The organism is Kribbella sp. NPDC003505 (assembly GCF_040610875.1).
GTDB lineage: Bacteria > Actinomycetota > Actinomycetes > Propionibacteriales > Kribbellaceae > Kribbella.
Genome location: NZ_JBEXNA010000009.1, coordinates 44,091 through 58,569, shown reverse-complemented (window position 1 = coordinate 58,569; position 14,479 = coordinate 44,091). Strand labels below are relative to the sequence as shown.

14 protein-coding genes are annotated in these 14,479 nt (G+C 69.3%); 4 read left to right on the top strand and 10 right to left on the bottom strand.

All coding sequences use genetic code 11. The features are described 5' to 3' along the window. Nucleotides 1–2 precede the first annotated feature (2 nt). From mimD to ABZX12_RS28250, 5 genes are all read right to left on the bottom strand, one after another. Entirely contained in the window at nt 3–377 is a 375-nt protein-coding gene (gene mimD, locus ABZX12_RS28270; protein WP_355697962.1) for a propane 2-monooxygenase effector subunit MimD, read from the bottom strand. Further along, nucleotides 374–1,561, bottom strand: coding sequence for a hypothetical protein (locus ABZX12_RS28265; protein WP_355697961.1), 1,188 nt, complete (start codon nt 1,559–1,561; stop codon nt 374–376). Before ABZX12_RS28265 ends, mimD begins: the two co-directional genes overlap by 4 nt. Further along, entirely contained in the window at nt 1,558–2,595 is a 1,038-nt protein-coding gene (locus tag ABZX12_RS28260; protein ID WP_355697959.1) for a 2Fe-2S iron-sulfur cluster binding domain-containing protein, read from the bottom strand. The genes ABZX12_RS28265 and ABZX12_RS28260 overlap by 4 nt, the downstream gene beginning before the upstream one ends. 19 nt (nt 2,596–2,614) lie before the next feature. Further along, complete coding sequence (locus ABZX12_RS28255) at nt 2,615–4,267, bottom strand: hypothetical protein (protein WP_355697957.1); 1,653 nt, start codon at nt 4,265–4,267, stop codon at nt 2,615–2,617. Between the two features lie 85 nt (nt 4,268–4,352). Beyond that, nucleotides 4,353–4,598, bottom strand: coding sequence for a hypothetical protein (locus ABZX12_RS28250; protein WP_355697955.1), 246 nt, complete (start codon nt 4,596–4,598; stop codon nt 4,353–4,355). 161 nt (nt 4,599–4,759) lie between these two features. Here ABZX12_RS28250 and ABZX12_RS28245 point away from each other — a divergent pair, with 161 nt between their 5' ends. Continuing rightward, complete coding sequence (locus tag ABZX12_RS28245; protein WP_355697953.1) at nt 4,760–6,568, top strand: GAF domain-containing protein; 1,809 nt, start codon at nt 4,760–4,762, stop codon at nt 6,566–6,568. Between the two features lie 11 nt (nt 6,569–6,579). Here the strand turns inward: ABZX12_RS28245 and ABZX12_RS28240 are convergent, their stop codons facing one another. Continuing rightward, nucleotides 6,580–7,077, bottom strand: coding sequence for a hypothetical protein (locus ABZX12_RS28240; protein WP_355697951.1), 498 nt, complete (start codon nt 7,075–7,077; stop codon nt 6,580–6,582). Nucleotides 7,078–7,215: 138 nt separating this feature from the next. Between ABZX12_RS28240 and ABZX12_RS28235 the strand changes: the two genes are divergently transcribed. The 3 genes from ABZX12_RS28235 to ABZX12_RS28225 all read left to right on the top strand — a co-directional run bounded on the left by ABZX12_RS28235 (nt 7,216) and on the right by ABZX12_RS28225 (nt 11,357). Then, nucleotides 7,216–8,643, top strand: coding sequence for a PLP-dependent aminotransferase family protein (locus ABZX12_RS28235; RefSeq protein WP_355697950.1), 1,428 nt, complete (start codon nt 7,216–7,218; stop codon nt 8,641–8,643). 147 nt (nt 8,644–8,790) lie between these two features. Then, the gene (locus tag ABZX12_RS28230) at nt 8,791–10,461 is read left to right on the top strand and encodes a cytochrome bc complex cytochrome b subunit (RefSeq protein WP_355697948.1); all 1,671 of its coding nucleotides are present in this window, start codon (nt 8,791–8,793) and stop codon (nt 10,459–10,461) included. A 26-nt stretch (nt 10,462–10,487) separates the two neighbouring features. Continuing rightward, nucleotides 10,488–11,357 carry a MerR family transcriptional regulator gene (locus tag ABZX12_RS28225; protein ID WP_355697946.1) on the top strand — a complete coding sequence of 290 codons (870 nt, stop codon included), beginning with the start codon at nt 10,488–10,490 and terminating at the stop codon, nt 11,355–11,357. Between the two features lie 3 nt (nt 11,358–11,360). Here ABZX12_RS28225 and ABZX12_RS28220 read toward each other — a convergent pair whose 3' ends face one another. The 4 genes from ABZX12_RS28220 to ABZX12_RS28205 all read right to left on the bottom strand — a co-directional run bounded on the left by ABZX12_RS28220 (nt 11,361) and on the right by ABZX12_RS28205 (nt 14,349). Next, complete coding sequence (locus tag ABZX12_RS28220) at nt 11,361–12,140, bottom strand: anti-sigma factor (RefSeq protein WP_355697945.1); 780 nt, start codon at nt 12,138–12,140, stop codon at nt 11,361–11,363. Next, a complete protein-coding gene (locus ABZX12_RS28215) occupies nt 12,121–12,699 on the bottom strand; it encodes a sigma-70 family RNA polymerase sigma factor (protein ID WP_355697943.1) in 579 nt (192 codons plus the stop codon). Before ABZX12_RS28215 ends, ABZX12_RS28220 begins: the two co-directional genes overlap by 20 nt. A gap of 121 nt (nt 12,700–12,820) precedes the next feature. Further along, nucleotides 12,821–13,513, bottom strand: coding sequence for a sortase (locus ABZX12_RS28210; RefSeq protein WP_355697941.1), 693 nt, complete (start codon nt 13,511–13,513; stop codon nt 12,821–12,823). Beyond that, nucleotides 13,510–14,349: a DUF4397 domain-containing protein gene (locus tag ABZX12_RS28205; protein WP_355697939.1), complete on the bottom strand. Its 840-nt coding sequence runs from the start codon at nt 14,347–14,349 to the stop codon at nt 13,510–13,512. The genes ABZX12_RS28210 and ABZX12_RS28205 overlap by 4 nt, the downstream gene beginning before the upstream one ends. Nucleotides 14,350–14,479 lie beyond the last annotated feature (130 nt).

Sequence of the window (14,479 nt, the reverse complement as noted above, 5' to 3'; positions counted from 1 at the left end):
GGTCAGGTGGATGCGGTCAGGTCGAAACCGATGTAGTCGGCGGCGTCCTCGGGATTGGCGAACAGAATCGTCCGGTCGTCCAGGTGCACCATCCGCCCGTAGTGGGTGGACATGTTCTCCTCGAACTCGGCCTGGTCGAAGTAGCCCGGCTCCTCGCCGAGGGCCTCGGACACATCGTCGTAGACGACCTCCATCTTGCCGATCGCGTCGACCCGGATCATCGACGGCAACGGCGTCACGGTGACGTTCTCGTAGGCCTTCATCACGTCCGCGACGACGACGCCGACCTGGTTGTTCATCAGGGTGAAGCCGCACTTGTTCGACGCCGTGCTGTCGGACTTGAACGGGCTCTCGACGACTGCCTTGAGCGTGGTCACTGTGCCAACTCCTTCGGTTCGGTCAGGCCCAGCGCGGTGACGATCCCGCTGAACCGGCTCTTCGCGCGGTCGAGTCCGTCCTCGAACCGCGGCGGTTTGGCGTCCGGCTGCGACCACAGCGGCTGCAGCGTCCGGGCCGCGGCGAGCGCCTTCGCGGTCCAGCTCGACAGCCAGCCCGCCATGATCGTCTTGTTGTGGTCGGCGAACTCCCGGTCGTCGGTCAGCAGCTCGAACATCGCCGTGGTGTAGCGCAGGTCGCGTTCGGCGAAGTCGTACTCCGCCGCGCCGATCACGGTCGGGGTGACGAAGTCGCCGTTGCGCGGCGCGGCCTGCTGGACCAGCTGGCTGCGGAACAGCTCGCCGACCAGCGGTTCGAACACGACGTTCGCCGCGAAGATCGCCTCGCACCAGTCGTCGATCGCCGTCAGCCCCTCGGCGACCTCGCGCACGCCCTGCCAGGCCGGGTCGTTGTTCCAGGTGTCCAGGTGCGCGCTGCCGTCGAAGCCCTCGATCTCCTCCGACAAGGTGAGGTTGTAGAGGGCGAGGTCCTGCGCGGCGCGGATCCGGTGCATGCTGTTCACCGAGATCGCGTTGTTGTGCATGTTCGTGGGCGCACGCCGGTTGGCGTTCGCGAACAGGTACAGACCGAGTCCGTGGTCGACGTGCATCCAGGCGCCGATGTGGTGCTCGACGAAGCGCACCCAGTTCGCGTTCCACTGCTCGAAGGCCTTCGACTGGCGGGCCGCCTCGACGTTCTGGGTGACCTGCCGCACGACGTTGGAGTTGTAGCGGTAGAGCGTGAGCTCCCACTCCTCGTTCGGGTCCCGGAACTCGTGCCAGCCGGTGGCCGGCCAGTCCTTCACGAACAGTCCGCCGGTGCCCGGCCCGCGCTTCGGCGCCGGCTGGTCGGAACCCCAGGCCTTCAGGGCGGTCCAGTCCAACGGGTAGCCGCCGCGCCCGTCGGAGAATCCGTACAGCCAGCCCTGGCTGAGGTAGTGCCGCGGATCCGGCTGGACGTCGACCGTGACGTCCTCATAGTGGCTCTGCTTGCGCTTCTGCGGCTTGTAGTAGTTGTAGTGCCGCAGGGTCGAGTCAGGGAACTCGCGGGCGCCCGCCTCGGCATCGGTGAAGACCGGCTTGGGGACACTGCGTTCGGTCTTGGGTGCGTCCTGTGTGGTGGTCATCGGCTTTCTGCCTCCAGCACCTTCGAGTCACCGGCGTCGCCGGTCGTGGTGAACTTGTCGTAGTAGATGTGCTTCGTCGCGACGCCGAGCTGTTCGAGCAGCGGGATCGCCGCCTCGACCATCGGCGGCGGACCGCACACGTAGGCATCCGCTCCGGCCAGGTCGGGCTCGAGCCGCCGGACCACATCGGTGATCAGTCCGCTCTCGCCGTCCCAGTCCGCCTCCGACAGCGCCGGGACGTACCGGAACCGGGGCAAGGTCTGCTCGAGCGCCCGCAGTTCGTCCTCGAAACACAGGTCGAGCTGCGTGCGGGAGCCGTAGTAGAACGTCACCGGCCGGTCGATGCCGCGCTCGGCCATCGACCGCAGCAGCGCGAGGATCGGCGCCATGCCGGCCCCGCCGCCGAGGAAGACCAGCCGGGCGTCCGGGTTGTCCCGGAGGGTGAACACCCCGAACGGCCCGGTCAGGTCCAGGCGGTCGCCGACCCGGAGACGCCGGTCGAGGAACTCCGAGAACAGACCGCCCGGGTACACCTTGATCACGAACTCGAGCAGGCCGCCCTCCCGGCTCGACGTGTTCGCCATCGAGAACGAGCGGCTCGCGCCGGTGCCGGGCACCGAGATGTCGACGTACTGCCCCGGGAAGAACTTCAGCTCGCCGGACACCCGCAGCACCAGGTGCCGCAGGTCGTGGGTCACCGGGGTGATCGACACGACCTCGGCGGTGCGCTCCTGGATCGGCAGCCCGGAACGGATCATCTCCTCGTCGTAGTTCAGCAGCTCGATCGTGAGGTCCTCGAAGGCGTGCGCGCGGCACAGCAGCGTGTAGCCCTCGTCCAGTTCGTACTCCGGCAGCGCGAAGGTGGAGTAGCGGTCCAGGTCGATGTCCTCACCGTCGAGGACGAACGACTTGCAGGACGCACACTGTCCCTCCTTGCAGCCGTGCATGAGCATCACGCCCTGCTCGGCCGCGGCGCGCAGGATCGTCTGCTCCTCGTCGACCTCGATCTCGATGCCGACCGGTTCGAACCTCACGACGTGCTTCATCAGGCCATCAGGCTTCGGCCGGGGCGGGACGGCCGGCGGGACCACCCTTCACGTAGCGGGCGGCGAACGCCGTACGCTCGTCGTCGCTCATCTCGTTGAGCAGCACGTTCGGGCTGGCCAGCGGCGGGCACTTGCGCAGGTGGTCCAGCGTCCACATCTTGTCCGGGTCCAGGTCGAGGTGCGGCTGCGCGACCATGGTCTTGCCGTCGTCGCGGACGAAGCCCATGTCCGACACCACGTCGGCCCAGTTCCAGCCGTGGTACAGCGTCTCCCACTCACGGTGACCGATCAGCTTGCCCATGTTCGGCGTCTGCCGACCCATGTACGTCGGGCGGAACGCGGTCTCGTCGGTCCACTTGCACATTTCGTGGCAGTACGTCCGCCACTGCCCGTCGACCTTCGCCATCACCATGTCCTCACGGACCAGGCACGGCACCATGCACGTCCAGCACCGGTGCGGGTACTCGTAGTCGACGTCCTCGAAGACGATCGGCTTGTGCCCGTTCGGCCGGGACAGCCGGTTGTAGTTCTCCCACCACTTGCCGTACTTGTCGTACCAGCCCGGGTACTTGTCCTCGAACCACTCGAAGTCCTTGTCCGTCATCGGGTCGATCCGCCAGTAGTTGGCGAGCCAGCCGGTGGCGAAGAACTGCGCGACCTCGTGCACGTAGCCCTTGTTCCAGATCTGGTTCCAGGCCTCCTCGATCAGGTCGTGCGGGATCTCCAGGCCGTACTTCTCCAGCGGCACCAGGTAGCTGCGGTAGTAGTCGTCGTAGATCCAGCGCCGCCACATCTCGGCGTACGACTCGCGGTCCTTGCGGCGGTCCTTGGTGCCGTACTCGATGAAGGTGCCGATCGCGGCGTCGACGACGCGGTGGTTGTTCCACCAGGCGTACCGCAGGTCGCGGGCGAGCAGTTGGTGGTTGTCCTCGTCGGCGAGCGCCATCAGCAGGGTCGCGTAGCCGTTGCTGATGTGCCGGGACTCGTCCGACTGCACAGAGTGGAACACGGTGGGCAGCAGGTAGTCGCCGTTGGCCGCGGCCTCGGCCGGCATCGCGACGAACAGCGTGTTGGTGAACGCGGTCTCGGCCACGATGGTCAGGTAGATGCTGGCCGCCGTGATCGCGTCACCGGTGATGAACCCCTCGGCGAACTGCCGGCCGATGGTGCCGCAGTAGTCGCTCTGGAAGTCCCGCAGGCTCGAGTTGAAGCCTGCCGGGTCGATGTAGTTGTTCATGTACAGGCGCTTGAGGTTCTGCTGGATCGTCGAGTGCCGGACCTCGTCGATCATCTGGATGGCCTGCCCGTTGTGCAGTTCGGGGTTGGGCACGTTCCGGAACAGCAGCGGCATCGCCCGGGCCGCCGAGATCTCCGGCAGCGGAATGATGCTGAGGAAAAGCTTCTGCCATTCCAGCCAGCGTTCCTGCACCTGGCGGAACATGTTTCCGCGGATCGCGCCGTCGGCGGCGCCGTACACCCGGTGGTCCTTCTCCTCCTGCATCGGGAAGTACGACCGCAGAACCTGCTTCAGCGGGTCCTTCTTCTGCGCCTTGCGGAACGTGTAGTCCGTCCCGTACTGGGAGACCGGCTCGTGGTACGCCGGCTCCCAGGACAACTCCTGGATCTTCTGGTGGGCCTTCGCCACACTCTGGCGACTCATGGCACTCCTCCCGCTCATGTGACCGGCTGTCTTTTGCAGTACAGCCCCGTCAGCGGCGGGACGAGGTCCTAAATTGAGACACCCGTCACGGTTCGTCCAGGTAGGCTGCGCGGAGCCTCGCCAGCTCCGCCTCCTTGCGTTCGGCGGTGCGATGGTCGCCCTGCGGATCGGGCCGGATACCGAAGCAGCGCAGGAGCTCGGCGGCCGGTTCGCCCGGGTGTCCGGTGCCACCGAGCACAGGGTGCAGACCGGCCGCGGCCAAGTGATCGAAGACCAGCCGGACCACAGTCCAAGGGTTGTACGACTCCTGCCGCGAGACATCGTTGTCCATCGGAACCTCCGTGGCCGCCTGTTGGCATCACAAGCCCGAGACGAGGCGATGGCTGTCTCATTCTGAGACGTCGCTGGTGGCCGACTGCACTATTCTCGGAAGGGGATGACCGGGCAGGGGCCGTGCGGATCGGCTGCAGCTGCCCGGCCTCGGGAGGTCCCGTGGACGAATTCGCGCCCTCGGAGGCGGACAACCGGCGAGCAGCTGCGGCCCGCCTGAACTTCCTGACTCTCGATCCGGTCAGTTCGCAGGACGTCCGGCCGCCGATCCTGGCCTCCTGGCAGCGGTCGCGGCGCTGGAACCTGTCGGCGGACCGGATCACCCTGCCGTACGTCGCGGATCCCGAGCTGGACCTCCCGCTGACGCGCAGCGCCCGGCCCGTGCTGGAGCGGCTGCACGAGAATCTCGACGGCCAGCCGATCAGCGTCATCCTCACCGACCGGACCGGCCTGGTCCTCCAGCGGCTGACCGCCGACACCAAGCTGGCGCAGCACCTCGACAGGGTCTTCCTGGCGCCGGGCTTCAGTTACGCCGAGCAGTTCGCGGGCACCAACGGTATCGGGACGGCGCTCGAGGGCGGCGGGCCGATGCACGTGTTCGGTCACGAGCACTACGCGGAGGATCTCGAGGAGCTCGCCTGTGCCGGCGTACCGATCAAGCATCCGGTGACCGGCAAGACGATCGGCGCGATCGACCTCACCTGCTGGCGCAAGGACGCCGGTTCGCTGCTGATGGCGCTCGCCAAGACGACCGCGGAGAGCATCCGGCGGGCGCTGCTCGACGACAGCTCCGCGCGGGAGCTGCGCCTGCTGCGCGCGTACCTGCAGAGTTCGCGCCGGCTCGGTGACATGGTGATCGCGGTCGACGACGATCTGTTGCTGATGAACGCCAAAGCCGGTCAGGCCCTCGACGCCGTCGACCAGCGTGCGGTGCTCGGGCACGCGGCCGAGATGATGACCCGCGGCGCCCCGGAGGCGATCGTGACCGAGTTGCCGACCGGTTCCCGGGTCCGGATCACCTGCCGGCCCGTCGTCCCCGGTGGTCGTGGCGGCGCGGGGATCGTCCAGGTCAGTCCGCACGCGTCCGCGACCGGCAGCGGCCCGGCGACCTCCGGTCATCGCCCGCCGCCGCGTCCCGCCCTCCCCGGACTCGTCGGCCACACCGCGCCGTGGCTCGGCAGCAGCCGCGACGTCGACAACGCGTGCCGGGCCGGGCAGTGGGTCGTGCTGACCGGGGAACGCGGTGTCGGCAAGGTCGCGCTGGCCCGGGCGGCGCACCGCCAGAACAGCCAGGCCGGCCGGTTCCACGTCGTCGACGCGGCCCGGCTCGGGGACGGCTACGCCGGTGAGCTGGAGGCCGAGCTCGAGGACGACGCGCTGCAGGCGCTGGTGATCCGGCACGCCGAGGCGCTCGACCAGGACCGGGCGCAGGCCACCGTCGAGGCGCTGTACGACGTCGTCGAACGCCGGCCGGCGGAGCCGCCGTGGATCGTGCTCACCCTGACGTGCGACGCGACCGACCCGCCCGATCTCGGCGAGCTGCTGACGATCTTCCCGCTGACCATCGAAGTACCGCCGCTGCGGCACCACATCGAGGACATCCGCGAGCTGGTGCCGCACTTCCTCGACCGCCTGAGCCACGGCGAACTGACCTGCGGGCCGGACACCATGCAGCAGCTGATGCGCTCGGCCTGGCCGGGCAACACCGCCGAGCTGGGCCAGATCCTGCGGCAGATCGTCGTCCGCCGCCGGCGCGCCGGTGTGATCACCCCCGCCGACCTCCCGGCCCGGCTGCAGGCGATCAGCCGTCGCAGCCTGAGCCAGTTGGAGGCACTCGAGCGCGACGCGATCATCCGCAGCCTGATCGCCAACGAGGGCCACAAGGGCCGCGCCGCCAAGTCACTCGGCATGTCCCGCGCCACCATCTACCGCAAGATCCACGACTACGGCATCCAGCCTCCACCGGTCTGACCCGCGGCACCTCACCCCGCGCGGCAGACCTCACCCCGGATTCGGGTGACGAAATGGTCGGTCTCGAAGTGCTGGGCGAGGTAGGCGAAGCCGGTCGCGCCTTCGTAGCGGTCGGTGCCGCCGGTGAACTGCTGGGTGCCGCCCGCGTGGCCCGTGCCGGTCTGGGTGTTGACGTTGCCGATGCTGGTCTCGAGTGCCGTCAGGGTCGAACCGTCCGCGAAGGTGTACGTGAGTGTGCCGCTGACCGGGCGCTGGTCCGGAGCCGTCGGCGGCGCTTCGCCACGCGACCCGAGCACGAACACAGTCGTCCCGTCGAAGTGATGCTTGCCGCTGACGGTTCCGGCCACGCAGACCGGAACGCCCGGCGGGCAGCCCTCGGTGACGACCTTGTCGGAGATCGTTGCGTCGACCACCTGGCAGCGGGGCTGCGCCACCGCCTGCGACGTACCGGCCAGGACGCCGGCCGCGGCGGTGACGGCGGCGATCGCGGTGATGCGGGACGATGTCATGAAGCCTCCTCGGGCTGGGTTCCCAGCAGGCTAGGCGGGGCGGTGGACCGGCGGTGGGGCCAATCCGGCGCGATCTGCACTGGTCCGGTGTCGACGAGATAACACCGCGGTCGCCCAGATAGGGCCTAGCATCGCCGAGTGGTGGACCTGCACCTGACCCTCGACGAGCAGAGCGGGCTCGCACGGCAGATCTACGACCAGATCCGCCGCGCGATCCTGACCGGCAGGCTCCCCGCCGGCACCAGGCTTCCGTCGAGCCGTGAGCTGGCCCAGTCGCTCGGGATCGCCCGCAACACGGTGACCGCGGCCCTCGATCACCTCGTCGCCGAGGGATACCTGCAGGCGCGAGCGGGAGTCGGGACGTTCGTCAGCCCGGACGCCGACCCGGCGGCGCGGTCCGCGCAGACATCACGGTCCTCGCCGCTGACGCCGGTGCCGCTGTGGCGAGGCGAGACGCCGCAGGTACCGGTGCTGGACGGCGAGCCACCGGCGTACGACTTCCGCACCGGGCTGCCGGACGACTCGCGATTCCCGTACCCGGCATGGCGCCGGCACGTGGACGTCGTGGTCCGCAGGAGCAGCCGGTACGCCGTGTATGCCGGCCCTGCCGGTCCGCCCGCGCTGCGCGCCGCCATCGCCCGGCACCTGGGCGTCTCACGCGGTCTGAGCGTGGGCCCGGACGACCTGCTCGTCACCGACGGCGTGCAGCAGGCCTTGTCCCTGCTCGCGCAGGTGCTGGTCGAGCCCGGTGATGTGGTCGCCGTCGAGGACCCCGGCTACCCACCGGCCCGCAGGGCCTTCGAGTTCGCGCGCGCCACCGTCGTGCCGGTGCCGGTGGACGAGCAGGGGATTGTCGTCGACCGACTTCCCGTCCGCGCGACCGCGGTCTACGTCACGCCCGCACACCAGTTCCCGTTAGGTGTCCGGATGAGCCTGGCCCGGCGTACCGCTCTGCTGGAGTGGGCCCGCGCCGCGGGCGCGGCGGTCATCGAGGACGACTACGACACCGACTTCCGGTACGGCGCCCGGCCGATCGACCCGTTGCACGTTCTCGACGACTCCGGCCGGGTGGTCTACGTCGGATCCTTCTCCAAGTCGATGCTGCCGGCTCTACGGGTGGGCTATTGCCTTGCTCCACCGGCTTTGCTCGACGCGCTGCTGCGCGCCCGGTTCGTCGCCGACTGGCACGGGTCGAGCCTGACCCAGCTGGCGTTGGCCGGGTTCATCGACGACGGGCACCTCGCGGCCCACGTGCGCCGGATGCGGCGCGAGTACGAGCAGCGGCGCGACCGGATCGCGATGCTGCTGGACGAGGGCTTCCGTCCCCACCTGCGACCGATTCCCACCGTGGCCGGGCTGCATCTGGCTGCCAGGTGCGAGGGTGCGGGGCACGACACGGTCGCCGCCTGGGTCGCGGCGTGCGCGAAGCAGGGGGTGGCCATCGGGTCGGTGGGCGACTACGCCCTCGGCGAGGTGGAGCCCGGCGTGGTGATCGGGTTCGGCGCTGTCCCGGTGGGGCGGATCGACGAAGGGCTCCGTCGGCTCCGGACGATCATCGAGTCCTGAGACTTCGGCTGGGCGAGGAGCACGCGGGTGTGACGTACCTGTGCTTGCGTGGCGGTGGCCGGCGTGCATCAATTGTGCATAAGTTTGGTGTGACGGGCCCCGGTACCGGCGACCCGGGACAACAACCGATACGGCGGGCGGCGGCTGATGGCAGACAAGCAGCTTCCGACGGCGGTCACCTGGGCTGACGACCGTCTCGGGATCGCGAAGATCGGCAAGAAGAACCTCCGGAAGATCTTTCCGGACCACTGGTCGTTCATGCTCGGCGAGATCGCGCTCTACAGTTTCCTGATCCTGGTGCTGACCGGTGTGTTCCTGACGCTGTGGTTCAAGCCGTCGATGGCCGAGGTCGAGTACCAGGGTTCGTACAGCATGCTCAAGGGCCTGCACATGTCGGAGGCGTACGAGTCGGCGCTGAACATCTCGTTCGACGTCCGCGGCGGCCTGCTGATGCGCCAGATCCACCACTGGGCAGCGGTGCTGTTCGTCGCCGCGATGAGCGTCCACCTGTTGCGGATCTTCTTCACCGGCGCGTTCCGCAAGCCGCGGGAGCTGAACTGGCTGATCGGCATCGTGATGCTGTTCCTGGGCGTCGTGGAAGGCTTCATCGGCTACGGCCTGCCCGACGATCTCCTGTCGGGCACCGGCCTGCGAATCACGCAGGGCCTGGTGCTGGCCGCTCCGGTGGTCGGCAGCTACCTGGCGTTCTTCATCTTCGGGGGAGAGTTCCCCGGTGACGACTTCGTGCCGCGGTTCTTCACCGTTCACGTGCTGCTGATCCCGGGGATCCTGCTGGCCTTGATCACGGTGCACCTGTTCCTGGTCGTGTATCACAAGCACACGCAGTACCGCGGACCCGGCCGGACCGAGAAGAATGTCGTCGGTTTCCCGCTGTTCCCGGTGTACGTCGCGAAGGCGGGCGGCTTCTTCTTCGTGGTCTTCGGCGTCACCGCGCTGATGGGCGCGCTGCTCCAGATCAACCCGATCTGGCTCTACGGGCCCTACAACCCGGCCGAGGTGACAGCGGGGTCGCAGCCCGACTGGTACATGGGATGGCTTGACGGCGCCGTCCGGCTGATGCCCGGTGCCGAGTCGCATTTCTGGGGAGTCACAGTCAGCTGGAACATCTTCCTGCCGGCGTTGCTGGTGCCGCCGCTGTTCATCGGGTTCGTTGCCCTCTACCCCTTCCTCGAGGCGTGGATCACCGGCGACCGGCGCGAACACCACCTGCTCGACCGGCCGCGCGACAACCCGACGCGGACCGGTGTCGGCGTCGCGATGATCACCTTCTACGGCGTCCTGTGGCTGAACAGCGGCAACGACCTGATCGCGACGCACTTCCACAGCTCGATCAACGCGATCACCTGGGCCTGCCGGGTGCTGATCGTCGTGGGGCCGGTCCTCGGGTTCTGGATCACCCGGCGCTGGGCGATCTCGCTCCAGCGGGCCGACCGGGAGCGGCTGCTGCACGGCCGGGAGAGCGGCGTCATCGTCCGCGCCCCCGACGGCGGGTACTCCGAACGGCACGAGGAGATCTCGGTGTACGAGGCGTACGCGCTGACCGCCCGCGACCGGGACACCGTGCTCGACGAGCCGCCGCCGGCCGACGAGAACGGCGTCGCGCGGCCGCACCGCCGCCGTGAGCGTCTCCGGTCCGTGCTGAGTCGCTTCTACTTCGCCGACGCCGTCCAGAAACCGACCGCCGCCGAGCTCGAAGCCGCCCAGGCCGACGAGGCCGACCACGCCGATCAAACGGACCGGACCGACGGCACTCGCGAGCTCGAGTCCGCCACGAGCCGGGAGCGCTCCAGGACCTAGCTCGCCAGCATGACTATCGTAGAAGGATGCCGAACCGTCCGAGTGCCGCCCGACCCGCCGTCCCGGAGGAGATGGTGTGGCCGGTGGGGCGGGTCGCGGAGATGCTGGGCGTCCCGACGGTGACGATCCGGAGCTGGGAGCGGCGCTACGGCATCGGCCCGTCGCAGCGCAGCACCGGGCAGCATCGGCGCTATTCGGCCGACGACGTGGCCAGGCTGCGCCGGATGATCGCCTTGATCGCGAAGGGCGCCGCGCCGGTGGACGCCGCGCGGCTGACCGCGGGGACCGGACAGGCCGTCACCGAACCCGATGCGCTGCTCGCGTCGGCGGAGTCGTACCGGGTCACCACGATGGCGGAGATCCTCGACAATCTGCTGCAGAAACGCGGCGTCGGGCCGGCCTGGAACGAGGTGATCGCGCCCGCGTTCCACGAGCTGGAGCGCCGGTTCAGCGACATCGGCGACTGCATCGATCTCACGTTCCTGCTGGCCAGGACGGTCGAGGACGCGATCGAGCGGTACGTCGCCGAGCGCGGCCTGCAGCGCACCGGGCGCCCGTGCCTGCTCGCCATCTGCCCCGGCGAGCGTCACACCTTGCCGATGACGGTCCTGCGTGGCTGTCTGCTCGAGCGGGGCATCCCGGCGATCGCCCTCGAGGCAGGTCTGAACGACGACGCCGTGGTCGCGGCGGCGGAGCGGACCGATCCCACGGTGGTGGTGCTGTGGACGACGCTGCGGCGCAGCGGCCAGACCGCCCTCAGCAGGCGCCTGCAGCGGCTGGGGCACCAGGTCCTGAAGGCAGGCCACGGCTGGCCCGGTCCCGATCGTGAGCTGGACGACCTGGACGGGGCCGTGACGCGGATCGTCGCAGCCTCCCGTCAGATGCAGCGCGCCTGACGGTCAGCTGGGCAGCGTGCCCCGGATGATGCTGTCGTGGGAGTGCTCCGGGTTCCCGTCGTCCGGTTCGAGGGAGACGTCGACGATGCGGTAGCCCTGGCCGGTCAGGTCGGACGGGATCTGGAAGGTGCCGCCCGTGCTCGGGTTCAGCACGCCGAGCGCGACCATCCGCTTGCCGTCCTCGTTGATCAGCCAGACCTCGTAGAAGCCCGGAGCTGCCGCCAGGCCCGTCGCGCTGACCTTCAACTCGATGCCGTTGGCTCCGCGGAGGAGGTCGGCGTTGCCGTCGCCGGACTTGCCGGCCAAGGGTTCCAGCTTGGCGACCGCCTCGGAGGTCGGCCCGCCCGCGTCGTCCGAGGTGACCAGGAGCGCGCCGATCGCGCCGACGCCGATGCCGACCACGGCAGCGATGCTCGCAGCGATCGCCACTGCGGTCCTGCCGACCTGGCGTCGCCGTGGCCTGAACTCGGCAACGGACGCGTCGGGCACGGACGACGGCACAGCCGACGGTCCTGACGGTGCCGACGGTGCTGACCGTACGGATGATCGCGCCTGCGTCGTGCCCGGCTCGAAGCCGAGCTCGGCGCCGATCCGGTCCCAGACGTCGGCAGGTGCCGTGTCCAGGCGCGGCAGCTCACCGAGGTGCCCCGCGACGACCCGCAGCTCCTGCAGGCTCTCGCGGCAGCGGCCGCACAGCCGCAGGTGATCGGCGGCGGCATCATCGGGCAACTCGCCGTCGATGACCCACTGGGCCAGCAGTTCCTCATCCAGATGTGTCGTCACCTTTCACCTCCTTCAGTCTGTCACGCAGGTGCAGCAGGCCGCGCCGGACATGGCTCTTCACGGTTCCGAGCGGCAGGTCGAGCTGCTCCGCGATCGCGGGGTACGTCTGGTCTTCGTAGAAGGCGAGGCGAAGGATGGTCCGGCGCGGGTCGTCGATCTTGGCCAGCTCGTCGGCCAGGACCACCTTGTCGACCGTGTCCTGGTCGACGCGGTCCGGCGACGCCTCCCGGTCCAGCAGGCCGCCGGCGGCCTCGGCGTTGCGGTGCTCCCGGGTCCGGGCGGCGAGCCGGTCCGCGATCCGGTGTCGGGTGATACCCGTCAGCCAGGCGCCGAGCTCGCCTTGCGACGGGTCGAAGTTCGCGCGCCCGCGCCAGGCGGACACGAAGACCTGCTGGGTCACGTCCTCGGCATCGGTCCGGTCGCCGAGAGCTCGCAATGCCAAGGTGAACACCAGGCCGGACCACTGCCGGTAGGCGTCCGCGAGGCTCTGCTCGCGGCCTTCCGCCAGACCTTTCGCAATGTCGGGCGGCGACGGTGCGCCGGCCTCGATGCTGGTCACAAACGGCACTGTAGCGAATCTCCCGTCGAGGAGCCGGTGTCGACGGCAGGCCCGAGCCGAAACGTCACCGCGCCCAGGCGTCCGGTCACGCTGTGCTGATCCCGGACTCGCCGGACGGCGCTCATGTGGGCGCTGCCGTGACGACGAGATTGTCCCGGTAGCCGCCGGCGTTGCGGTCGTACGGTCCGCCGCAGGTGATGATCCGCAGCAGTGGCGTGCCGTCGCGATCGAAGACCCGGTCGAGGGCCAGGCTGGACTTCGCGATGTCCTCGACGGTCCGGACCCGGTAGCTGGTCGTCGAGTTGTCGCTCAGCCGGACTGTCACGAGGTCCCCGGGCCGGAGTTTCCGGAGCCGGACGAGAGGGCCCACGCCGTACTGCTTGCTGTCGAGGTGGCCGCCGAGGACCACCGAGCCACGTTGGTCGGTCGTACTCGGCCCGAACCGGTACCAGCCGATGACGGCGGGATTGGGCGGCAGCTCCATCTGCCCGTCGGCCGCCACGCCCACGGCAACAACCGGAACGTCGACCCCGATGGCGTCGAGTCGCAAGCGGTTCGGCTGGACGACCTTGGGTGCGGTCGGCGGCTCGGCCGGCCGGACGCGAATCCCGTTGCCGGTCGTGGCCGGGGGAGCGGACGGAGCGGACGACCGTGCCGGTGAAGGAGCGGTGGGGGACACCGCTACGGTCTGCTCCGTCCGCTCGCTTCGGTCAGGGTCGGCCGGTGCTGCGCCGGAGGACGAGCAGCCGGCCGCCAGGCCGAAGACCGGGAGTGCGGCCGTCAGGACGACGGCCGCACCGCGGGTGATTCTCACGACCGGGCACGCTGCCGGATGGCCGCCGTGCCGAAGCCGATCATGCCGAGGGCAATCAGGCCGAGTACGCCGGTGAGCCACAGAAGGCCGGCGGACGTGTCCTGGGCCGCGGCCTGACCGCCGGTTCCGCCCGGGACGCCGGACGGGTTGCCGTGCAGGCCGTCGATCGTCTGGACGGCGAGCTTCAGGTTCTTGTCCGCGGCGCTGCCCCACGCGTACACGATCGTGTTGGTGCCTTCCTTCAGGGTGACGTCGGCCGGGCCGATCGCGACGGTCGACGTACCGGCGAGGACCACGTCGGCCTTGACCGTGCCGGCCGGCAGGTCGGCCTTGGCCTCGTTGGGGTTGGTCAGGCCCTTGAACACGGGCTTGCCGCCCGCGCGGACGTCGACGGCGGGCGCTGCCGCGTCGTGCCGCACGGTCAGACGCGCCTGACCGGCCGAGAGCTTCGAGACGTCGTTGACGTACGGCGTCAGGACCGGCTTGCCCGCCGCGGACAGGTGCGCGACGACGGTGATGTTCGCGCCGCCCGGGACCTTGACGTCGTTCGCCTGGATGACCGCCGCACCTCCGGCGCCCGCACCGGCCGCCGTGACCTTGAGGTCGTACGTGCCCTCCGGGAGCTTGACCGGGTCGGTCAGCGTTCCGGGCTTGAAGTTGGTCAGCAGTGCCTTGCCGTTGGCGTAGACATCGACCGTCGCACCGGGCACCGCGTGCAGCACGGACACGGACGAGGTAGCTGCCGGCTTCGCCTCGGCGCTGGCAGCCACGGCCACCGGCGTACCGGCAACGACGAGGCCGGTGGCGAGCAGTGCAGTGACTCGACGCACGGACATAGGAACCCTCCTAGGATCGGACTACTTACCCCCTCTTCCGACGAAGCCGTCGGCGCGGATGCGGTGATTCCAAAATTTATGCAGAAGTGAGGCAACGGCCCGCCGGTTCGTGAGATGCTGGCCGACGTGG

Coding starts and splice junctions, on each gene's coding strand:
- ABZX12_RS28265 (WP_355697961.1), bottom strand. CDS start 1,561: ATGACCACCACACAGGACGCACCCAAGACCGAACGCAGTGTCCCCAAG.
- ABZX12_RS28255 (WP_355697957.1), bottom strand. CDS start 4,267: ATGAGTCGCCAGAGTGTGGCGAAGGCCCACCAGAAGATCCAGGAGTTG.
- ABZX12_RS28250 (WP_355697955.1), bottom strand. CDS start 4,598: ATGGACAACGATGTCTCGCGGCAGGAGTCGTACAACCCTTGGACTGTG.
- ABZX12_RS28240 (WP_355697951.1), bottom strand. CDS start 7,077: ATGACATCGTCCCGCATCACCGCGATCGCCGCCGTCACCGCCGCGGCC.
- ABZX12_RS28230 (WP_355697948.1), top strand. CDS start 8,791: ATGGCAGACAAGCAGCTTCCGACGGCGGTCACCTGGGCTGACGACCGT.
- ABZX12_RS28225 (WP_355697946.1), top strand. CDS start 10,488: ATGCCGAACCGTCCGAGTGCCGCCCGACCCGCCGTCCCGGAGGAGATG.
- ABZX12_RS28205 (WP_355697939.1), bottom strand. CDS start 14,349: ATGTCCGTGCGTCGAGTCACTGCACTGCTCGCCACCGGCCTCGTCGTT.